A 21205-nucleotide genomic window follows, 5' to 3' on the forward strand; every position below is an offset into this window, starting at 1 on the left:
GCTGCGGCCGAATCCGGCTGGACTCCGCAGCGCGCCGCCGACATGTGCGGCATCGACGCAGATGATCTGCGGCACACCCGCCGCCGAACAACCGCTGTTCAAACCGCCGCCGCGGGCATCCAGCTCACAGAATCGGCCGGCCACCGGTGACCGCGACACGCGCTCCGGAGATGTAGCTTCCGTCGTCGCTGGCGAGCAGCACATAGGTCGGGGCGAGCTCGGCGGGTTGTCCGGCACGGCCGAGTGGGGTGTTGTCACCGAAATTCGCCACCTTCTCCGGCGGCATCGTCGACGGGATCAACGGGGTCCAGATCGGGCCCGGTGCCACGCTGTTGACCCGGATTCCCTTGGGGCCCAACAGCTGTGCCAGACTGGCCGACAGATTCGCGATGGCGGCCTTGGTCGCGGCGTAGGGCGCCAGCGTCGGCGAGGGCATATCGGAATTCACCGAGGAACTGCCGATGATCGACGATCCCGGGGCCATATGCGGCAATGCGGCCTTCACCAGTGCGAAGTAAGCGTTCACGTTCACCCGGAAGGTGTAGTCGAATTCCTCGTCGCTGACCTCCTCGACCGTCTCGTGGGTCATCTGGTAGGCAGCATTGCTCACCAAGACATCCACCTTCCCGAATTCCGCGACCGCGGCGTTGATCACCGCTCGGCAGTGTTCGGGCTCGGCTACGTCGCCCGCGATCGTGACGACTCGGCGGCCGGCCTCGCGGACGAATTCGGCGACCTCGCGCGCGTCATCGTGCTCGTTGAGGTAGGAAATCACCACGTCGGCGCCTTCGCGGGCGAATGCGATCGCCACCGCTCGGCCGATACCGCTGTCCGCGCCGGTGATGACCGCTGCCTTCCCGGTCAACTTGCCGCTGCCGCGATAACTGCGTTCACCGCAGTCCGGCACCGGTTTCATCAGTGTCTGCACACCTGGGACGTCCTGCTGTTGCTCGGCGAAACCCATCGTCCGGCTCCCTTCTCGTCGCCCTCGAAAGCCACCGGTCGGCAGCGGTGACATCCCCGGTAATTGCCCGACCATCCCGGGCCAAACTCCCCCGTCGGGTCAGCCCGGCTTGATATTGGCGTTGCGGTGGAAGACGTTCCCTGGGTCGTATTCGGACTTGATATCGGCCAATTTCGCGTATTTCGCAGGTCCGTAGGATGCGCGAACCCGGTCCTCGCCCGCCTCCGCCATGAAGTTGACGTACCCGCCCTGGTTGGAGGCGAAGGGGCACAGCGCTTCCCAGGTCGAGCGCACCCACGCCCGGTCGGCGGCCAATATCTCGGCGTCGGGGGCGGCGGCTTCGATATTGCAGACGTAGTGTGCCGAGCGCGCGCCGCCGAATGCGGTGTCCTCCTCGCCGACGGCGGTGAAGGCGCCGTCGAGTGTGAAGATCGGCATGAACGACAGCGGCGAAGTCTTCTTCCCGGCCTGCTCGGCCAAGACCGCGATCACTTCGTCGGAGTAGTCGTCTAGATCGAGCGCCTTCTCATATCCGTGAATGCCCCACGGCGCCGACGCATCGAGCATCGACTGCAATCCGGTGAAGGGCATCGGGGTAATGAATTCGAAGAGTGGGGTGAGCGCATCGCGGATCGGCGCCAGCATTTCGGCGTGTTCTTCGGCAGAACCGCAACCGGCGGTAATAAGGGCATGGCCCGGCACGAAGTGGTACTGATCGGGCACGAAGGGCTCCGACGGCGCGGATAACCCGACGGCGACCAGCACGCCCGACCTGGGCGGCATCGCAGGAATGAAATCACGAATCAGACGGAGTGCCTCAGCCCCTTCCGTCAGTGGCCAGAAGAAGAACCCGACGTGCACTTCGGGCCCGACCTGATGCGCGCGATATTCGAATTCGGTGACGACGCCGAAGTTCCCGCCACCACCGCGCAGTGCCCAGAACAGATCCGAATTCTCGGTCTCGGACGCCCGCACAATGCGGCTATCGGCAAGTACGACCTGCGCCGAGATGAGATTGTCGATCGACAGTCCGGCTACGCGGGTCAGCCAACCCATGCCGCCACCGAGGGTGAGGCCACCGACGCCGGTATCGCTGATCACCCCGCCGGGCACGGCCAGTCCGAACGCCTGGGTCGCGGCATCCATATTCGCCATGGTCGCGCCGCCACCGACCCGGGCGCTACTGGTCGCCGGATCCACAACGACGCTGTTCAGCACGCCGAGATTGATCATGATGCCGCCGTCGCCGACGGCCGTGCCGCTATAGGCGTGGGCACCGCCGCGCACGGCCACCTCGAGGTCGTGGTCCCTGGAAAAAGCCAAGGCCGCGGCCACATCCTCGGCAGATAGACATTGCGCGATCACCGCTGGACGCCGGTCGATGGCACCGTTCCAGATGGATCGGGCATGGTCATAACCCGCGTCGGCAGGAGCGAACACCGGACCGCCCATCGCGGATCGCAGTGCTCTGAAGTCGGAATTCATTGTTCGGGTCATGGCATTTCTCCAGCCACCGGGTCCCCGACCACTCGTGGAAGAGCGGGTCACGCGGTCCGCGTCGCCGACTCTTGCTGCGGCACCGACACAGAGGTGGTGCGATCCCAATGCCACGCACACAACCAGCCATCCGGGTGATGTGGCGCGCTTGACATATTAACGCTGGTGCACCGCGGCCGTACCTGGTTCGGACCCGTCGGCGACGTGTCGGTCCGGCACCGGCCGGAAACTCGATGCTAAAAGCTTGGGTATGAACAGGGGCGAAATCGGAGGAGTATCCAGATCGGTAGTCGGCATCGCGTTGGTGGGGATGCTTGTCGGTACGGCGCTAGGCACGCCGACGGCATTTGCCGACCAGGTCACCATGTCCGCGACGATTTCCATCGATACGGTTTCGGAGGATGGTTCGCGCATAACCGACGTCGAGTACATCGACGACCGGAATACCCGACTACAGGTTTATTCCGCGGCGATGGATGCTGAATTCCCGGTCGAGGTCCAACGTCCCACGGACGGCTCGGTTCCACGGCCGACTTTGTATCTGCTGAACGGCGCGGGCGGTGGCCAGGACGACGCGTCCTGGCAGGCGCAGAGCGACGCTCGGCAGTTCATGTCGGATAAGAATGTGAATCTGGTCCAGCCGATCGGCGGCAGGTTCAGTTACTACACCGACTGGCGCGAGGACGACCCGGTACTGGGTCGCAATAAATGGAAGACCTATCTGACCGATGAATTGCCACCGCTGATCAATGCCGCACTGGGCACCAACGGAGTCAATGCGATCGCGGGAATTTCCGCTTCCACCGCAACAGTGTTGGCATTGCCCATTGCCAGACCCGACCTCTACCGGGCGGCTGCCGCATATAGCGGCTGCGCGCAGACAAGCGATCCGATCGGTTCCAGGTTCCTGAAGCTCGTGATCGCCTGGGGTGGCGGAAACGCCGATAACATGTGGGGCCCGGTCGATTCGCCCGAATGGACGGAAAATGATCCATACCTGCACGCCGATAAATTGCGTGGCATCGACCTCTATCTTTCGTCGGGCAATGGCCTGCCCGGAAAATATGACATGCTGGACGGGGCGCATGCCGAACCCGGCCTCGACGGACTGACAAATCAGGTTCTGCTCGGTGGCGTGATCGAAGCAGCCGCCAATTACTGCATGAAGAATCTGCAGGCGAAGCTTATATCACTCGACATTCCGGCTACCTACAACTTCGATGAGGGAACACATTCCTGGGGTTATTGGGAAGATGAATTGAAGCGATCGTGGCCGGTCCTTTCCCACGGACTCGGCTTGACATAGTAAACCCGAACGCGGGCCGGAGGCCTTGTCCGACCCGCGTTCGGCTGTAATGGCTAGATGGCGAAGATCGAACCGAGCAACGCACCGATAACCGGTACGAAAACGCTTCCGAGACGCAGCAGCAGCTCGGCTTCCTCCTATTGTCGGCGGTGTGGCGATGGGTCGGTGCGATCCTCCCGAGCGGTGCATAGTCGGTAGTTCAACGTTCTCCGCGCGTCGGCGAGTTGCCCGGCGTAAGCATCGGAGACATCGACCGGCGCGGCTACCGACACGCTACGTAAGCAAATAGTCCGTTTTGTGGCGCATGTGACATAGCGTCATCGAATACTTCGGCGCGTAGTCAGGAGACGGCTCGGTGATGTCGAGTATTCGCAGACGGCGATCAGCGCTCGACTGCTCTGCGGCATTGGCAATGGCGGGTTCGATCGCGTATCCGGCCGCGGCCGCGCCACAGCCCGCCAGCGCCCCGCTGCCGCCCGGATTGATCGCGGCCGTCGAGAGTGACCTGGGAATCGATGCGCACGAATATCTCGCACGCGCCGAAAGCGCCCGGCGGCTGGCCGAATTCACACAGCAGGCCCGCCCCGCATACCCGGACATATACGCCGGAGTCCGGATGAATGACGACCGCCCCATCTTCTCCAGCACCGACAGCGAGCGCGCCGCGGACACCGAGTCCCTCGCCGAAAAGGCCGGATTCAGGGTGGAAATCGTTGCCGAGAGTGAGCGCACCCTCGATGCCCGCCGCGTGGCCTTCGACCGTTGGCTACCCGGTCAGCCGAGCATCGTCGTCGATTCGATTGTCGGTAATGGCATCGACCTGGTGAACGCGAGCTCATGACACCCATCGATACGGAAGGCAAACACAACTAAGGAGCGAAATCGATGCTGCGCGTTGCCGCGGCCGCCATTGCGGTCGGTGCCCTCATGGTTTGTGCCGGTCCAGCCGTTGCCGAGGGTTTGGGCGACAGCGTCGTTACGTTCGCCAATGCTCCGAACAGTGCCCCGATCTCCGCCGACGGTCCGGGCGACAGCACCACCACTCCCACCGACGGACTGAGCCACAGCGCCACCACTTCCGCAGACGATCTGAACGACGGCGCCACCACGCTCCCCGAAGGGGTCGCCACACAGGCCACCCCGCCCGTCAGTAACCCGAACAGCGGCGTCCCCACATCCGCCAACGGGCTGAACGGCAACGCATCCGCCAATGCCGCTGACAGCAGTGCCATCACGCCCGCACACGGTCCGGGCGACAACGCCGCCACAACCGCCGACACCCCCGACAACGCCATCACGCCCGCAGACGCCCCCGACAGTCCCATCACCCCCGCAGACGGTCCGGGCGAGAGGGTCACCCCTTCAGCAGACTCGTGGGACGACAGCGTCACCACATCCACCGACGGCCTGGATGACGCCCTTGCCACGCCCGTCGAAGAGAGCGACGACGATACCGCCGTCACGCCCGCGGCCAGCTCACACGACACTGTCACAACCACTGTCGGACTCGCGGCCTCACTGATCCGCTTGGGCACCAGGGCCCTCGCCCTGACAGTCGTCCCACTCCACCAATTCCCGGCCTTCGACGCCGTCATCACCCACGAAAGCGGTTGGGACGTCTTCGCCATCAATCCGAAAAGCGGCGCCTACGGCCTCGGCCAAGCACTGCCCGCCGAAAAAATGCAAACCCACGGCGCGGATTGGCGCATCAACCCGCTCACCCAAATCCGCTGGACCTATGACTACATGAACGACCGTTACGGCAGCCCTGATGGCGCGTGGGCATTTTGGCAGCAACACCACTGGTACTGACCATCAGCTCTTGGCTGGTGCGCGGTGCAGTTCTTTCCGGTCGTAGTAACGGGTGACGACACCGCCGAGGACGAGCCCGATGACAAGGCCGAGCAGCGTCATCCAGATCGCGCGGTTCAGTCCGGCCGAGCCGTCGGCATTGAAGTACAGGATTGCCCTGATCCCGAGGTACACCTGATGCATCGGTTCGAAATCGGCAAGCCAGGCAACGGATTTCGGGATCGCCTCGATCGGAATGGTGCCACCGGAGGAGGGCAGACCGAGCACGATGAACAGGATGAGGTTGACCAGCAGCCCTGCGGTGCCGAGCGCCGACACGATCGACAGCGCCGTGACGCCGACCGCGATGATCGCGAAGGCGCTGTAGAGGAACAGCAGCAGCGGCCGCTCGATCGGCATACCGAGCCAATGCCCGACCGCCATGAATATCCCGGCCACAACCGGCGCGCTGCCGGTGATCACGCCCCATTTCAGCAGCAGCGTTCCCAATCGGGAAATCGGCGTCGGCGGATAGTGCACGTACCAGGGACCGAATTCGGTCGGTGTAAAGCCGAGCGAGGAATCGACCATCCCATTGATCACCATGGCGCCGGTGAATCCGGCCAACAGCACCAGCATCGTGTAGAAGAAGGCCGTCAGACCTCCGCCCGTACCCGAGGGCAGTGGATGGAACGGGGTGACGACCACATCGATCGGTTTGGCCAACATCAGCCGACTGAGGCCGACCAGTTCCGGCGCCGATCCGGATGATCGCAGCTGGGTCTGCACGGTCTCGGTGAGCTGCTTGCCGACCGTCTGGTTCGCCTGCGTGAGTGCGTTACCGGCGACCGTCTGCACGACCTGCGATGAGAACGCACCGGACCGCGGATTGGTGTACACCGTGATGATCGGCTGAGTGACATCGCCGGGCAGCACGCCGGCGGTGGCGAAAACGCCGAGCCGCTTGGTGAAATCGCTCGGAATGACGATCGCCCCGTACACATTGCCCGAATTCAACTGCTGCTGTGCCTCGTTGATGCCGAGCACCCGCAGATCGATCTTGTCGCTCGGAGTCTGCTGTACCAGCGCGTCGCTGATCTGTTTGCCCACATTGGTCGGCTTCCCGCCGATCACATCCCCGCTGTCCTGATCGACCAGCGCGATCGGAAAGCCGTGCAGATGCTTCGACGGATCGACGACATACGCGAGATACATCGTGGCCAGTAAGGCCATCAGCAGCGACACCACGACCGCCGGTGCGAGCCAGACACGCACACGCGACCGACGAGGACTCGCCTCTTCCGGGTTGGTCATGACAGCACCGTAATTCCCGGACCGAGATACCCGGCTTGATTACCGGACCGTGTCTGCGCGTCAATCCACGATCTGGCGGTGGAACTGCCCCAGGTCGTTGATCGCAGCTCGGGCGTCGGAGAGCAGATCCGCGGCGACGTGATGGACGTGCGGTGCACGGTCCCAGATCTGCAGCCGCACCGGGACGTTCGCTTCGGCACAGCGCAGGGCCAGCAGCTCCGCGTCGGGCAGCAGGCATTCGGTGGAGCCCACCTGGATCAGCACCGGTGGTAGACCGGTGAAGTCGTGGTTGACCGGCGACCACATCGGATCGAGTTCGCCATCGAGGGCGACGCCGCGGCGCGCGATTGTTTCCAGTATCCGAGTGGGTATGTAGGAATCGCGGTGCCGGTTGGGGTGCGCATTGCGGGTCGTCGGATCGAAGTCGGCCCACGGTGCGATCGCGGAGAGACCGCCGGGCATCGGCAACCCGCGTTCCCGGATTGCCAGCACCAGCGCGAAGGCGAGTCCGCCGCCTGCCGAGTCACCGGAGACGATGATGCGTTCGGGTTGGAATCCCTGTTCGAGCAGGTATTTATAGGACGCGACGGCGTCATCGAGAGTCTCGGTGAAATGCGCGCCTGGTAGGTGTCGGTAGTCGACATTGAATGCGGGCATCCCGCTGGCGCGCCCGATTTTGGCGACGAGGCGCCGATGGGTATTCAGGCCGCCGCTGATGTACCCGCCGCCGTGGAAGTACAGCAGTGCCGAATCTTGTTGCTGCCGCGGGTCGGGCAGATCGTTGTGCCACAACCATTCGGCGCGGAAGTTCCCCAACTGAACGGTCCGGCGTTTGGTGCCGTTCGGGGGGACGAGCGCGGCGGCCGGTAGCTCGATCAGACGGCTGAGCCAGAGCATTTGCTCGAATCGACCGTTGCCACCCAACAGCGCCAGGGTCGCCAACCCGAACCCGACGGTGCCGCGCAGCAGCGGATGGGCGACCCGAGTTCCGATACCGGCCCGATTGGATGGTTCAACGATCGGTGACGAGGCTTCAGGGAGCGCAGCAGTCGTCACGACCATTGCCATTGTCTGCCCTTATTCGGGCGTGGCGGAATGAGTGTGTTCCAGAAGTCGCGGCGAACCGCGTCCCACAACTGGGTCAGTCCCGGATGAAGTTCTCGTGCTTGCACGAGGTCCGGATAAGCGGCGGGACCGAACGAGAGAACCGGCGCGGCGTCGTATGCGTCGTGCACGGCGACGATCGAGATCAGCCGATTCTGGATCAACCGCCATGTCACACGCAGGCCGTCGACTTCGGTGCGGCATACGTTATCCATCGCCGACTCCTGGTTGTCTTGAATGTAGCTCGCGCTTTTGGCGACCCTTATCGATCGGGCACCCTCGGTGAGATGTCAAGGTCGACCTCCTGCTCACAACGGCTTTCCTGAGCGTCACAGATCCGCCGTGCACAGACATGGGTAGAAACACCCACTTCGCCACCCATATCCGCAGCTCGCGCATGCTCGGTACGCAAACCGCATCCCTCGCTGAGGTTCGATCAGTTAGCGATCGCTTCGGAGACGACCTTCGCAAAGCGTGCCCTCGCACCGCCCCGGGCACGGCTAGATTGGGTCTCATGGGGCGAAGTAGGCCCACTCGCGTGGTCGGTAACCTGCCATTCGCGGTGACAAGTTTCGTCGGACGGCAACGGGAGATCCGCGAGGTCCGGGAGCTGCTCGCGACGGCACGGTTGGTCACGCTCACCGGTGTGGGCGGAGTCGGGAAAACTCGGCTCGCCAGCGAGGTCGCAGCCATTTCCGGCCGGTCGTTCCCGGACGGGGTATGGCTGGTGGATCTGTCCGCCGTCGGCGATCCCGATTTGGTGGCGCGAACGGTGCTGACCAGCCTGGCGATCGTGGACGTATCGAACCGGACCATCGAGGAACAGCTCGTCGAGCACCTGGCCGATCTGCAGGCGTTGATAGTGCTGGACAACTGCGAACACCTGGTCGACGCGTGCAGCGCGCTCTGCAATCTGCTACTGCGATCCTGTGCCGGCCTGCGCATTATGACCACCAGTCGCGAGTTGCTGGGCGTCGCGGGCGAGCACGTATACACGGTTCCGACGCTGTCGATGCCGAGCCCGTACGATCCGGTGACGCTCGGCGCGCTGGCCGCCTACGATGCGCCGGCGATGCTGGTAGAGCGCGCTCGGGCAGTGCGCCCGGACTTGACCCTGACCGAACGTGACGCGGATGTGGTGGCGCGGGTCTGCGAGCGTCTGGACGGGATTCCGCTCGCGATCGAGCTCGCCGCGGCCCGGCTGCGGTCACTGTCGCTGTCCGCGGTGCTGGACCGACTCGAGGATCGGTTCGTGCTGTTGGCCGGCTCTATCCGAGCCGCTGTACCGCGGCAGCGAACGCTGCGGGCGCTGATCGACTGGAGCTACGAGCTGTGCCTGCCGACCGAACAGCTGCTGTGGGCGCGGTTGTCGGTATTCAGCGGCGGATTCACCCTCGCCGCGGCCGAGGGCGTATGCGCCGGTCCCGACCTGCCGCGTGAACGCATTCTGGACCTGATCGACCACCTGGTCGCACAGTCGATCCTGGCGCCGGTGCCGACCGACGGCCCGCCGCGGTATCGGATGCTGGAAACGATCCGTGAATACGGCTGGCAACGGCTGACCGAGCGGGACGCGACCGACTCCGTGTGCAAGCGGCATTGCGACCATTACCTCACGCTCGCCGAGCGGATCGCCGGAGCCTGGAACGGGCCAGGCCAAGCGGCCGGTCTGGCCGAGTTGCGCACCGAGTTCGACAATCTCCAAGCGGCGCTGGACTGGGCCACGAGCACACCGACCGCAGCCCGCGAGGCATTGGCACTGGTCACCGCACTGCGCTATCACTGGTGCGCCGACGGGTTCCTCGGTGAGGGACGCCGGTGGACCGATAGAGCGCTGCGCGTCGCCGATGACGTCTGCCCGGAGCGGGTCTCGGCGCTGTGGGTGGCGGGATGGGTGCGGCTGCTGCTCGGCGACACCGAAGCGGCCACCGAGGCGCTCGACGAATGCGCGGCGGGTGCGGCAGCGATGGGTGACCGCCACTCGCTGGGCTGGGTGAGCTGTCTGCGCGGCACGGCGGAAGCGTTCCCTGGACGTCTCGCACCGGCCATCGCGGCCTTCGAGAAGACCGTCGCGGACTACTCCGACGATGACGACGTGGTCTGCATGACCCTGTTCCAACTCGCCATGGCACAGGCACACGCCGGTGACCGCAGCGCGGGCGCGACGGCCCGCCGCGGCATCGAACTGGCCGACCAGCAGGATGAGCGGTGGACCAAATCCTATTCACTCTGGGCCCTCGGCCACGACCAGTACGTCCGTGGGGACTACGGCACGGCGGTCGAGTCGACGCGCGCCGCATTGGAGATCCAGCGCGAATTCAATGACCACGTGGGCGCGGCGCTGATGATGGAGTTGCTGGCTTGGATCGCCGCCGCCCGCGGCGAATACCGGCATGCGGCGCGACTGATGGGCGCGGTCGGATCGGTCTGGCGACGCATCGGCACCTCGATCACGGCGTTCGGACCACAGCTGGGCGCACAGCACTCGGCCTGCGAGCGCACTCTCACCCAGTCGCTGCGGCAGGCGGAGCAGCGCGCGGAAACAGCGCGCGGTGCGGCGCTGGACCACGCCCAGGCGATCGGCTACGCACTCGATCCCAACCAGACCGCGCAGGAGCCGGACGAGCAGCAGAACACCGAGCTCACAACCCGTGAGCGGCAAGTGGCCGAGTTCGTCGCACAGGGTCTGAGCAACCGGCAGATCGCCGAACGGCTGGTGCTGTCGCCGCGCACCATCGACCGGCATCTGGAGAACATCCTGTGCAAACTCGGCTACTCGTCCCGGGCACAGATAGCCGCATGGACGGCGCGGGCGCACCGAGTGCGATAACGCTCGACCTGGGCAAACGATGTCGGTCGGGATGGACCGCTCGGCAAAAATGGGTATACCCCGGGTAATTCTACCGTCGTATTCAGCCGTCGCGGACGGGACGCTCGGTGAGGACAGCATTCATGGCTATCACACCGAGGTTCCCATGTCCGAGCACAAATACGAGTCCAGCAACAAGCCCATCGGGGCCGAAAACACCATGATGATTCGGCGCTGCGGGCCCTGTAACAAGTTGTTTCCGCCGCTGACCGCCGAATGTTCGTCGTGTGGGTCCTGGGATCTCGAATGGTCGCCGTCGTCGGGTCTCGGATCGGTCGTGTCGTGGCGGCTCGTACACCGAACTGTGAGCCGTCCGCACGCCCAGGTGGTGCCGTTGACGATCGCCATCGTGGAACTCGACGAGGGCCCATGGGTGTACGCGACGATCGAAGGAGAGGTCGCACCGGTTTCGGATCAGCCGGTCCGCGTGCGATTCGAGCCCCATCCTCGGGTGGATCGTTTCCCGGTATTCGCTGTCTGCCCGGCGGAGCCTCATTCGGATGGCGGCGTCCGACCCGCGCCACAGCGTGCGAATGCTTCGATCGATGTGCGCTCGACACATCCTCGCGAGGTCGAGCATCGCTTCGACGCGTGGTGGGTGCGGACATCGCTGCGCCAGTGTGAACTCATGGAGGGCGCGAAGGCAGTCGACACGGCGGCGAAATCCCTGATCAGCTTTGCGATCCGATGGGCACCGTTCGGCGGGGCCTCCGCCGGGGAACTGCTGGTGACCTTCGGTGTGACCCGTCGACGGTTTCTGCACATGCTGGAAGAGGCGCTGGACCCGCGACGGACCGATAGCGTCAATGTGCGGGGGCTGAAGCGCCAGCTGAAGGACGCCCTGACACAGGCGTGGCAGATGAGTCCTGCCGCACTCCCCGCCGGTAGCGCCTGATATAGCCACAACTCGCGATCCGTTCACCTTCGTTGGCGATACGCTGGGCATTGTCGAAAGGTGAGCGCATGGCGCCCGGTGCTCGCGCACATGCCGAGTGGATTGCCCGCCGCTGATGACAACGGATGATCCACTCCGGACCCGCCGCGACGCGACCACACCCGTCACGGCTGATTCGAGCGCGTCCGGGTTCGAGGACGCCGCACCAGTCCGGGTATGGGCCCAGCCACCTATAACGGGAGGCCGCACCGGCGTGCTGCCGCTGGAGCTGACCAGTTTCGTCGACCGCCGCGCCGAGACGGCGGAGGTGAAGAATCTGTTGGCCACGTGCCGACTCGTGACGTTGGCCGGGATCGGTGGCGTCGGGAAGACCCGCTTGGCGCTGCGCGCGGCGGCGAACGCTCGACGCGATTTCGCCGATGGCGTCTGGGTTGTCGAACTGGCCGATGTGCACGACCCGTCGATGCTGGTCGAGATCGTGGCGGCCACCCTCGGCCTGATCGACCAGTCCGACCAGCCATTGCTCGACGTGCTGATCCAATTCCTTAGCTCGCGAGAAATGCTGCTGGTACTCGACAACTGCGAACAAGTGATCGCGGCTTCGGCGGAGCTGGTCGAGACGTTGCTGCTGGCCTGTCCGAATCTGCGGATTCTCGTCACCAGCCGCGAGCCGCTGGATATCGCCGGGGAAGCGACGGTGCGCGTGCTGCCGTTGGCCGTCCCGGATCCGGACCTCGAGCCGCCGTTGCGTGGACTGCCCAAATACGACGCCGTGACCCTGTTCGCCGACCGCGCCGCGGCGGTGGTGCCGGGATTCGAACTCTCTGAGGACAACAAGACCACCGTCGCCCGGATCTGTTCCCGACTGGACGGATTGCCACTGGCGATCGAACTCGCGGCGGCGCGGATGCGCGCGATGTCGCCGGAGCAGATCCTGCAGCGGCTCACCGACCGGTACGCGCTGCTCACCCGCAGTAGCCGCACCGCGCCGACCCGACAGCAGACGCTGCGGTGGTGCATCGACTGGAGCTACCAGCTGTGCACGCCGCCCGAGCAGCGAATGTGGGCCCGGCTATCGGTATTCGCCGGCGGCTTCGAACTCGACGCCGCCGAGCAGGTGTGCGGTGCCGACCTCGCGTCCGGGACGCTGCTCGATGTGCTGTCCTCGCTGGTGGACAAGTCGATTGTGATTCGGGAGGAGCCGGATGGCCTCGTGCGCTTCCGGATGCTCGAGACCATGCGCGACTACGGTCGGGAGAAGCTGCAGGAGACCGGCGAATACCGGGAGCTGCGTCGAGGACACCGCGACTGGTACGAGCGATTGGCCGTGGACACGGAGGCAGGGTGGATCAGCGACCGGCAACTCGATTTGCTCGCGCGGCTCGACCGCGAACAACCGAATCTGCGGGAGGCGCTGGAGTTCTGCGTGTCCGATGCGAGCTCGGAGTCGGCCGAGGCCGGGTTGCGCACCGCCGCCGCCCTCTACCTGTTCTGGAGCTTTCGCGGCCAGTACGGCGAAGGCCGACGCTGGCTCGACCGCACCTTGTCCCACCCCGACGCGCACTCGATACCCGATCGCGTCAAAGCACTACAGACGAGCACGATCATGGCGGCGGTACAGGGGAACCTGGAGCGCGCGGCCGTCATCGTGGAACAGGCATGCACACTGGCCGAACAGGACCCCGCTCCCACCACCAAGGCGCTGGCCGCATTCGCCGAGGGAACCCTGGCGCTGTATCGGGGTGCACACGATCGGGCAGACTCGCTGGTCGAGCCCACCCTCGCGGTATTCGAATCGAATAAGAGAGGACATCTGTACATCTCCGCGTTGTCCATACTCGGTTGGGCATGCGCACTCCGGGGAGATACAAAGCGATCGATCGAATATCGCGAGCAGCTACTTTCCATCACCGAAGCGTGCGGCGAATCGCTGTTCCGGTCGAGCACGCTGTGGGCGATCGGCATGTCCGCATGGCAGCAGGGCGAGCGTTCGCACGTAGAAGAAGTGCTGCTGGAATCGCTGCGAGTCAGCCGACACATACCCAGCCCCCTCGTCGCGGCGCCCGATATCGAGGCACTGGCCTGGACCGCCGGCAATGGTGAACGCTCGGCCATTCTGATGGGTGCCGCCGAAGCCCTGTTGCGCTCCGCCACAGGTGTCGCGACCTTCTTCAACGAGCTATCCCCCTATCACGACGAATGCGACCGCATCACCCGCCGCAGGCTCGGCGACCGAAGATTCGATGCCGCCTTCCGGCGCGGCCAGGCCATGGGGTTGAGCGCCGCGGTGTCCTACGCCCTGGGGGAACTGCCGCCCGCCACCGCACACGATTCCGGCATGGCATTGACCAAGCGTGAGCGGGAGGTTGCGCTCCTCGTCGCCCAAGGACTCACCAATAAACAGATCGCCGCGAAACTCGTGCTCTCCCAACGCACCGCACAGCACCACGTCGAACACATCCTGAGCAAACTCGGCTTCACCTCCCGCACCCAGATCGCCACCTGGATCGTGGACGAGGCCCAGCACTAGGCGCTGCTGACGCTCGGGCGTGTCGCCACGCTGTCGAATAGCTGGCAATCCGCCGAACCGCCATAGTGTGGCGCTATGACTTCCGGGAGCGGTTCGGTCTTGGCCACCAGAACCCTCGCCGTGGGTGGCAAGCGGGTCCTCATCACGATCGGGAGGCCCTGCCCAGACCAGTCGGCGGAGGATTCGGCATACATCTGTCGCATCGATATCGACGGGATGGCCACCGCCCCGATCCGACTAGAAAGCAGCGCGGACACCCCCGCGCGGACAGTAGCGATCGGTCTGCGGAGGACCGCCGAACACTTGGAAGTCGGCCTGGCCGAACTACTATCCGACGCCCACATCGGCATCGCCCCGTACCGGCACCCGGGGGCCGGTCGGGTCGGCGGCGGCCCGACATAACCTGCGGTCGCCGCGCATTCAAGCCCCGCCGCAGACCGTCGGGCACGAGTGAGTGGCAGCGGGTTCGCGATGCCTAGGCACCCTGACGATGTGATGGCACGCAGCTTCCGCGGCGACGATCCTGGATGACGCTGGGCATATCCGTCGACAATGTGACCACGCCGAACGAACAAGCGATTTCGAACCGAAAAGCCTGGCGGCGGGCCGCGGTCAGACGGCGGGGCGGGATGAGGGCATCAAGGCGCCGTCCATGACCTCGGTCCACCATTTTTGCAAAGGGCTGGGGTCGGGCCATCGCACGATGTCCGCGTCGTGACCAGTGGCCGATGTGGATGTCGATGTGCTGGTGGGTGTTTCGGTGTTCACAGGCGATCGTCTTTCACAACGGGCCGGTAGAGGCTCTTACCGGGCACGGTGATCAGTAGCGAGGCAGTCGTAGTCGTCGTCGGTGTCGGGCGGGGTGAACCAGGCTTGGTCGATCCGGTCGTACATCGCGGCGGAATCGAAGGCGGCGCGTACGCGTTCGGCGAGTGGGTGCAGCGTGGTGGCGTCCAGGCCGATGTCGGGGTCGCTGGCACGGACGGGGGTGTTCTGCTCGGCGCGATCGAGGTCGCTGCCTGCCGGGGGTGTGGGCATCGCGGTTTCCTTCCTCGAACGTGATCGTCAGGTGGAAGGGGGCCGGGTGAGCCCGGAAGAACGTGTGCTGACCGGGCCCACCCGTCGACGGAAGGAATCTGACTGACTGTTGTGACGCGCCCCGCGCGGGGCGGGGACGGTACCTGCCTGCTGCGCCACCTCGGGTGGCTGTGCACGCCGACCGGGGAATCCCCGGTCAGTCGGTGCTCGCGGCGCGGCCGGCGGGCACGTCCCGCCACCGGCGAGAACGTTTTCCTGCGGTAAGTACGGGCATCACCTCGCTTTCATCGATGCTGGTCGGATGCCGGGAAAACCCGGGTGCGGGCGGGCTGCGCTGGGTCGCCGGCATAGGCGGGGGGGCCGCCGCACATTGAGTCGGTGGGGCTGCTCCGCTCGCGGTCGGCTCGATGCGATGCTCAACGCCGAAGCGCTTTCGCCCGGGTCAGGCGTTGATCGCCTGGCGTTCGTGGTCGCCGCGGGCGATCTCGATCTTGCGGGGTTTGGCCTTCTCCGCGACCGGGATCGTCAACCGCAGTACCCCGTCGCGGTAGTCGGCGCGGATCTGGTCGGTGTCGAGGTTCTCGCCCAGAAACAGCTGGCGGCTGAACACACCGCGGGTGCGTTCGGCGGCGATCATCGACCGCCCCTGGTCGAGTTCCGGGCGCGAAGCGCGCACCGTGACCACGTTGCGTTCGACATCCAAATCCAGCGAATCCGGGTCGATGCCGGGCAGATCGAACTCCACAAAGAAGTCGTCACCCTCGCGCCAGGCGTCCATCGGCATCGCCGCCGGGCGGGCCGGCGTGCCGAACACCTGCTGGGTCAAACGATCCAGATCGCGGAAGGGGTCGGTGCGCATCAGCATGGTCGCCACCTCCAGTTCACTCCATTCTCGATCGAAGGGAAACCAGATAACCTATGTCATCTGACATAGATATTATCTAGCACTCGACCCAGGAGAGTGCAAGTACCTGCGAGAGGTAATCTGAAGTCGAAGACAGCGAGGAGCGAAATGTCATTAGGTGGACACGACCGGCACCTGCCCGGGTCGGGTCGGGCGGTGTATGCGATTTCGGTGGCCGCCGAACTCGCCGGGATCGGAATACAAACGCTGCGCCTGTACGAGCAGCATGGGCTGATCGCTCCTGCCCGCAGCCCCGGCGGCACCCGCCGCTACAGTGGCGACGATCTGGTGCGGCTGGCGCGCATCACCACTCTTGCCGGGCAAGGGATCAACCTCGCCGGGATCGCCCGCATCCTCGACCTCGAAGACGCAAACACCGCACTTACCGCAGAACGCGACCAGCTACGCGACAGCGGCAACCACCGGCTGTGACCACCGCCCCGGCTGCGGCGACAGGAATCCAGGCGGTCACGCTATCACCGAATCGAGCACCTTCTTCACTGCCGAAGGCCGCGCGGGCGAACGCGGAGCCGTCTTCCGCAACTCGATCATCTGCGCACCGATCTCCTGAAGCTGCTTGCGCCCCAACTGCTCTCGCACCTTCGGGAACCAGGCTCCCTCTTCCTCATCGATATGATGATCGACGCTTTCGATCAGAACGGTGACTTTGGCGGTGAAGCGTTCATCTTCGGGCTTCATCGCCGCCAACTCCATCACGAGAACATCGGCGACATGGTGCTCTTCATAGGATTCGAGGATGTCGTCTTCCAGTTCGGGCACGAGCTTGCGCACCGTCGGATACATGCACTCGTTTTCGAGGTAGGTGTGCACGGTCAACGCTTCGATGATCTTGTCGACCAACCGTCCCTTCGCGGCGTGCGCACCATCGCCCGCCTTCTCGAAATCACGGAACAGTTTCCGAATCTCCTTGTGGTCTTCCCGCAACAAGACGATCGCATCAGTAGTCACCGCAACTCCTCGAACTCGAACACTCACGGGTTGGATCTATGCCAGGCGTGCCCGCAAAAACAGAACCGAAACCGCCGGTGCAGGTGAGCTCATTGGCAACACGCATATGCGGATGCGCGACAGTCTCGCCGAGGAATTCGCCGCGACGGCGCGCTCGGCGCGGCGGCAACCCTTCGCCGATGAGGGGCCGCCGAGTCGGCCCGCCGTAGACCAGCGCGGGCCGCTCCAGCGCCGCGACGGAGACCGCGTGTCGGGCGCTCTTACACGCGTCTCGACCGGGCGGACTCGCGAGAAGAAGCCGCGCCGACTCTACCGCTCAAATCTCATCTCTTCGTAGGCGACGGTGACGCACTCACGCGCTGGCTCCGTATTGTCAGCGTCGAACGAAGGCTCCGTCCAACTGGTCGGGAAAGCGCGAAGCAAGCGAAACCGCTGGAGAGGCTTTTCTTCAGCGTTCATCACGGTGATGGTGATGTCCTGTCTGGGGGAATCCACGCCGCCGTCGACCAACGCGCACTCGATCCAATCGGTGAAGGCTTTGCTCCGGTCGAGCCCCCGGGTGATCTGCACCTCGCCCAGGGTGCCCTCCGACGGCTGGCTTATACCCATCACGTCCTGCACCATTTCCGCCCTGAACTCGCCCAGATCGATGGCGAAGGTGCGGGTGTCGGTCTTGTCCTGGATTTGCATGTCGACCTCCTGAATTCGTAACCGGTGGGTTTCTCTCTCATGAGGCAATGCCACTCGAGAGTACGGCGTGGCTGGGGCCACCGGAGTGGAAATTCGCTCAATCCCGGCCCAGCGCACCCGACCCGGATCCACAGTCGACGCAGAGCAGACGGATGTGCGCGGCGGCGGGTTTGAACAGGGGTTGTTTGGAGACAGGGTCCCATTCGGAGCGGGTGAGTTCGTTCGCCGCTCTCGCTCGGTCGGGGCTATCGATCCCTGTAGCCGTAGTAGAAGGTGGACATGGGGATATCGGGCGGTAAGGCCCGGTACCCCCGCGCGAATCCTGACATCAACGGTCCGGCCCGCCAACGTCGGTAGCCCGAGCGCTACCGGTTGTGGGTAGGCTCGGCGCGGCGGTGATCTGCGATATCGGGAGGCGATGTCACGGTGGCTGGATCGAGTCGGAGGTCGTGGGCGGAGCTGCTGGGTGCTGATGGGCCAGGCGCGGTGGTTTGTATTCGGATGGCGGTCGGGTTGGTGTTCCTCAGTGAGGGGATCCAGAAGTTTCTGTACCCGGACAAGCTGGGGCCCGGTCGGTTCGACAAGATCGGTATCCCCGCCGCGATGTTCTTCGCGAACCTGGACGGTCTGGTCGAAATCGTTTGCGGCACACTGATTGTGATTGGGTTGCTGACACGCCTGGCGGCGATCCCGCTGCTCATCGACATTATTTTGGCGATCCTGCTGACCAAGCTACGCGAGCTGCGTCCGGGTGGATTCCAAGGCGTGCAAGGATTTTGGGGGATGGCGCACGACGCACGCACCGATTTCGCGATGCTGTGCGGCCTGATATTCCTGTTGTGGATCGGCCCCGGCCGCTGGTCTATCGACGCGATCATCATCCGCGGTGCTCGGGCTAGGTCGTTAACGGCCGATGTTGCGGCGGAACAGGTTTCGTAGCCGTGTCCGGTCAGATGGTGTGCAGCAGAGCCATGAACCCGAAGTCCATGTGCAGTTGGCTGTGGCAGTGCAGCAGCGACAGGCCGGGCTGGTCGGCGGTGAAGTCGATATCCATCACCTGATAGCCGCCGAGCATCGCGACGTCCTTGCGTACTCCGGCGGTGGGTGTGCCTGCGGCGTGGGTGATTTCGAAGGTGTGCCGGTGCAGGTGCATGGGGTGGATGTCGTCGGTGGCGTTGCGCAGGTGCAGCCGGTACCGCTTGCCCTGGGTGAGGTCGAAGACGGGCTGTCCGGCCGCCATCGAGAATGGAGTGTCGTTGATCGTCCACTCGTTGAACCCGTTGCGGGCGGCGTTACGTTTGTCGATCAGCATGTCGATCACCTGATCCGGTACCGCCGCGGTCCGGTCGGGTGTGGTGAACAGCCGGTAGTCCCAGGTGAACGGTGGCGGCGTGACCCATTGCGGATCGCCGGTGCGGTTCGCGTACTCGACCACGATGCCCATGCCGTTCTCGCGGTCGTCGTCGGCGGTGTCGCCGAGCACCCACACGCCGGGGTTGGTCATCTCCACGATCGCCGAGATGCGTTCGGCGGCACCGAGCCACAGCACCGGCACCTGAGCCGGGTTCGGGACGGGGTTGCCGTCGAGGGCGATGACGGTGAAGGTGTGGCCGGGCAGGGCGAGGCTGCGGGTTTCGGTTGCGCTGCCGTTGAGCACATGGAGCAGGACCCGTTCACCGGATTCGACGCGGATCGGGTCACCATGGCCGAGGGCGCGGCCGTTGATGCTGAACGTGCGGTAGCCGACCTCGTAGCCGTGCGCGGTGCCCAGCGCAAGTGACGCGGCCATCGCGGCCTCGCCGCGGTCACTCAGTTCCGGTATGGGTTCACCGGCGAGGAAGTCGCCGGGCATGTCGTCCTCTCGGCTCAGGGCGGGTTCGAATTCCTTGAGCGTCAGGAAGATCTCCTGATCGTAGGCGCCGGGATGCTGTTTCGATTCGATGTAGACCGGGCCGACTTGGCCGCTGTACTGACCGCCGGACAGATCCGCGCCGGGAGTCAGGTGGGTGTGATAGAAGCGGAGCCCGGCCGGGCCGCAGGTGAAGACGATGCGGCGCATGCCGTGGGCCGGGATGAACGGTGTGCCTTCCTCAGCCGAGCCGTCGACATCGACGGACAAGTGTTGCCCGTGCCAATGCAGTTGCTCAGGGGTGTCGGTGTCGTTGTGGACATCGATGGTGGTCTGCTCACCTTCAGTGAATCTGAGCAGCGGGCCGGGGAATTGACCGTTGTAGGTGGTGGTCGACACCGTCCGGCCCGGGGCTACCTCGATCCGGCTACGAACGATGTGCAACGTGTAGTCGGCGTTGCTCGTTGGGCCCGACTGCGGGCGCGAGCACCCGGTCACCGTGGCGGTACTCGCCCCCGCACCACCCAGTACGGCCACGCCGCTCCATCTGAGAAAACCACGACGATCAACAGGCATAGTCGATGCACGTCCTTCGGCTGTCTCAGCAGATCGAAGTTGCGGCAGAATCCTGAATGCAGGACACGATATCGAATGCCGGTACCGTGCGGCTGTGAATCAGGGTGCGGCCCGGCCCGCGCTGTGGGCGCGCGATACGCGCAGCGTGCGATTCATCGTGACTGCCCGCTTGGTCCGCTACGGCACATGGGCGTGCGTGGCACTCGGGATCGCGCTGAGCATGCGCGGCATCGTCGGAGTCACCGTGTCGGGGCTCGAGATCGCCAATTTCACCGGCAGCACCCGGGCACACTCGGCATCGGTACGCGCCTGCCGATCTCCGGCTACTGGGTATCGGCGCAGTGCGATCCGTTTCGCATCAGCCAGCTGATAGCCATCGCCGCGGTAATCCTGGCGTTGCTCGGGCTGACCAATCTCACTGTCTCTCAGCGACCCACAACCCAAAGATCCGAAGCCAACAAGCAGGCGTTCAACAGGAAATTCTCCCGAACGTTGGCACACCGGGGTTCTCGAACAGTGGTCCTGAAGCCACCAAAAACACCCTCTGACCTGGAGCCGCCTGGGGGAATCGAACCCCCGACCTTTTCATTACGAGTGACCTCGGCAGCGAGCTCCGGCGTCCAGCTCGTGCCGTCCCGTCCAGGTCAGAGGCACTTTCGAGTCCCGCTGATGTCGCCGCGTCCGGCCGGTACCTGCCTGTCTTGGCACACTGGCGGCACACTGGAAATCGCTTCCTGACCTGCGCTGGTGGCCGAGAAAGCTGCCGCGTCGGCCCCGTGCAGGACACAAGCAACGTGGGTTGTTGGAGTCCCACCACATAGATCGGCATCCGGACGGAGTGCACCACTAGAACTGGCGGCGCTAGAGATGACACGGCGCAGGCTCCGTTGAGGTGCCGGCGATCGAGAC

At 64.7% G+C, this 21205-nt stretch carries 20 protein-coding genes; 10 read left to right on the top strand and 10 right to left on the bottom strand.

Annotated elements, in window-relative coordinates; all coding sequences use genetic code 11:
* Nucleotides 1-124: 124 nt before the first annotated feature.
* Together ACIBI6_RS23640 and ACIBI6_RS23645 are read right to left on the bottom strand one after the other, a co-directional pair.
* Nucleotides 125-964 (bottom strand): glucose 1-dehydrogenase, encoded by an 840-nt coding sequence (locus ACIBI6_RS23640; RefSeq protein WP_364354053.1) that lies wholly within the window; start codon nucleotides 962-964, stop codon nucleotides 125-127.
* 99 nt (nucleotides 965-1063) lie between these two features.
* Nucleotides 1064-2461, bottom strand: coding sequence for an FAD-binding oxidoreductase (locus ACIBI6_RS23645; protein ID WP_396957782.1), 1398 nt, complete (start codon nucleotides 2459-2461; stop codon nucleotides 1064-1066).
* 250 nt (nucleotides 2462-2711) lie between these two features.
* On the opposite strand from ACIBI6_RS23645, the gene ACIBI6_RS23650 reads away from it, so the two are divergent.
* The 3 genes from ACIBI6_RS23650 (at nucleotide 2712) to ACIBI6_RS23660 (ending at nucleotide 5579) form a co-directional block, all read left to right on the top strand.
* Nucleotides 2712-3767: an alpha/beta hydrolase gene (locus ACIBI6_RS23650; protein WP_396957784.1), complete on the top strand. Its 1056-nt coding sequence runs from the start codon at nucleotides 2712-2714 to the stop codon at nucleotides 3765-3767.
* A 412-nt stretch (nucleotides 3768-4179) separates the two neighbouring features.
* Complete coding sequence (locus ACIBI6_RS23655; protein WP_396957786.1) at nucleotides 4180-4608, top strand: hypothetical protein; 429 nt, start codon at nucleotides 4180-4182, stop codon at nucleotides 4606-4608.
* A 44-nt stretch (nucleotides 4609-4652) separates the two neighbouring features.
* Nucleotides 4653-5579, top strand: coding sequence for a transglycosylase SLT domain-containing protein (locus ACIBI6_RS23660; RefSeq protein ID WP_396957788.1), 927 nt, complete (start codon nucleotides 4653-4655; stop codon nucleotides 5577-5579).
* Between the two features lie 3 nt (nucleotides 5580-5582).
* On the opposite strand, the gene ACIBI6_RS23665 is transcribed toward ACIBI6_RS23660, so the two are convergent.
* From ACIBI6_RS23665 to ACIBI6_RS23675, 3 genes are read right to left on the bottom strand one after another with little or no spacing between them, the layout of a single operon-like run.
* Nucleotides 5583-6872: a YhgE/Pip domain-containing protein gene (locus ACIBI6_RS23665; protein WP_396957790.1), complete on the bottom strand. Its 1290-nt coding sequence runs from the start codon at nucleotides 6870-6872 to the stop codon at nucleotides 5583-5585.
* A 60-nt stretch (nucleotides 6873-6932) separates the two neighbouring features.
* Nucleotides 6933-7934: an alpha/beta hydrolase gene (locus tag ACIBI6_RS23670; RefSeq protein WP_396958007.1), complete on the bottom strand. Its 1002-nt coding sequence runs from the start codon at nucleotides 7932-7934 to the stop codon at nucleotides 6933-6935.
* The gene (locus ACIBI6_RS23675; RefSeq protein ID WP_364354071.1) at nucleotides 7925-8191 is read right to left on the bottom strand and encodes a hypothetical protein; all 267 of its coding nucleotides are present in this window, start codon (nucleotides 8189-8191) and stop codon (nucleotides 7925-7927) included. Before ACIBI6_RS23675 ends, ACIBI6_RS23670 begins: the two co-directional genes overlap by 10 nt.
* A 299-nt stretch (nucleotides 8192-8490) precedes the next feature.
* Here ACIBI6_RS23675 and ACIBI6_RS23680 point away from each other — a divergent pair, with 299 nt between their 5' ends.
* From ACIBI6_RS23680 to ACIBI6_RS23695, 4 genes are all read left to right on the top strand, one after another.
* Nucleotides 8491-10806 (top strand): ATP-binding protein, encoded by a 2316-nt coding sequence (locus ACIBI6_RS23680; RefSeq protein ID WP_396957792.1) that lies wholly within the window; start codon nucleotides 8491-8493, stop codon nucleotides 10804-10806.
* Between the two features lie 145 nt (nucleotides 10807-10951).
* Entirely contained in the window at nucleotides 10952-11740 is a 789-nt protein-coding gene (locus ACIBI6_RS23685) for a Zn-ribbon domain-containing OB-fold protein (protein ID WP_396957794.1), read from the top strand.
* A 115-nt stretch (nucleotides 11741-11855) separates the two neighbouring features.
* Nucleotides 11856-14270 carry a LuxR C-terminal-related transcriptional regulator gene (locus ACIBI6_RS23690; protein WP_396957796.1) on the top strand — a complete coding sequence of 805 codons (2415 nt, stop codon included), beginning with the start codon at nucleotides 11856-11858 and terminating at the stop codon, nucleotides 14268-14270.
* A gap of 75 nt (nucleotides 14271-14345) precedes the next feature.
* Nucleotides 14346-14672 (top strand): hypothetical protein, encoded by a 327-nt coding sequence (locus ACIBI6_RS23695; RefSeq protein WP_364354080.1) that lies wholly within the window; start codon nucleotides 14346-14348, stop codon nucleotides 14670-14672.
* A 402-nt stretch (nucleotides 14673-15074) separates the two neighbouring features.
* Here the strand turns inward: ACIBI6_RS23695 and ACIBI6_RS23700 are convergent, their stop codons facing one another.
* Together ACIBI6_RS23700 and ACIBI6_RS23705 are read right to left on the bottom strand one after the other, a co-directional pair.
* A complete protein-coding gene (locus tag ACIBI6_RS23700) occupies nucleotides 15075-15308 on the bottom strand; it encodes a hypothetical protein (protein WP_396957798.1) in 234 nt (77 codons plus the stop codon).
* Nucleotides 15309-15750: 442 nt separating this feature from the next.
* Nucleotides 15751-16173, bottom strand: coding sequence for an HSP20 family small heat-shock protein (locus ACIBI6_RS23705; RefSeq protein WP_364354086.1), 423 nt, complete (start codon nucleotides 16171-16173; stop codon nucleotides 15751-15753).
* Nucleotides 16174-16320: 147 nt separating this feature from the next.
* Between ACIBI6_RS23705 and ACIBI6_RS23710 the strand changes: the two genes are divergently transcribed.
* Entirely contained in the window at nucleotides 16321-16644 is a 324-nt protein-coding gene (locus tag ACIBI6_RS23710; protein WP_364354089.1) for a MerR family transcriptional regulator, read from the top strand.
* Nucleotides 16645-16680: 36 nt separating this feature from the next.
* On the opposite strand, the gene ACIBI6_RS23715 is transcribed toward ACIBI6_RS23710, so the two are convergent.
* The gene (locus ACIBI6_RS23715; protein WP_364354092.1) at nucleotides 16681-17181 is read right to left on the bottom strand and encodes a hemerythrin domain-containing protein; all 501 of its coding nucleotides are present in this window, start codon (nucleotides 17179-17181) and stop codon (nucleotides 16681-16683) included.
* Nucleotides 17182-17490: 309 nt separating this feature from the next.
* Nucleotides 17491-17871 carry a phage tail protein gene (locus ACIBI6_RS23720; protein WP_364354095.1) on the bottom strand — a complete coding sequence of 127 codons (381 nt, stop codon included), beginning with the start codon at nucleotides 17869-17871 and terminating at the stop codon, nucleotides 17491-17493.
* A gap of 462 nt (nucleotides 17872-18333) precedes the next feature.
* On the opposite strand from ACIBI6_RS23720, the gene ACIBI6_RS23725 reads away from it, so the two are divergent.
* A complete protein-coding gene (locus ACIBI6_RS23725; RefSeq protein ID WP_396958008.1) occupies nucleotides 18334-18810 on the top strand; it encodes a DoxX family protein in 477 nt (158 codons plus the stop codon).
* A gap of 10 nt (nucleotides 18811-18820) precedes the next feature.
* On the opposite strand, the gene ACIBI6_RS23730 is transcribed toward ACIBI6_RS23725, so the two are convergent.
* Entirely contained in the window at nucleotides 18821-20296 is a 1476-nt protein-coding gene (locus ACIBI6_RS23730) for a multicopper oxidase family protein (protein WP_396957802.1), read from the bottom strand.
* A gap of 94 nt (nucleotides 20297-20390) precedes the next feature.
* On the opposite strand from ACIBI6_RS23730, the gene ACIBI6_RS23735 reads away from it, so the two are divergent.
* Nucleotides 20391-20666: a hypothetical protein gene (locus ACIBI6_RS23735; RefSeq protein ID WP_396957804.1), complete on the top strand. Its 276-nt coding sequence runs from the start codon at nucleotides 20391-20393 to the stop codon at nucleotides 20664-20666.
* The last annotated feature ends 539 nt before the right edge of the window (nucleotides 20667-21205 follow it).

The sequence above is a fragment of the Nocardia sp. NPDC050412 genome (genome assembly GCF_044458825.1).
In the GTDB taxonomy this organism is placed as follows: domain Bacteria; phylum Actinomycetota; class Actinomycetes; order Mycobacteriales; family Mycobacteriaceae; genus Nocardia.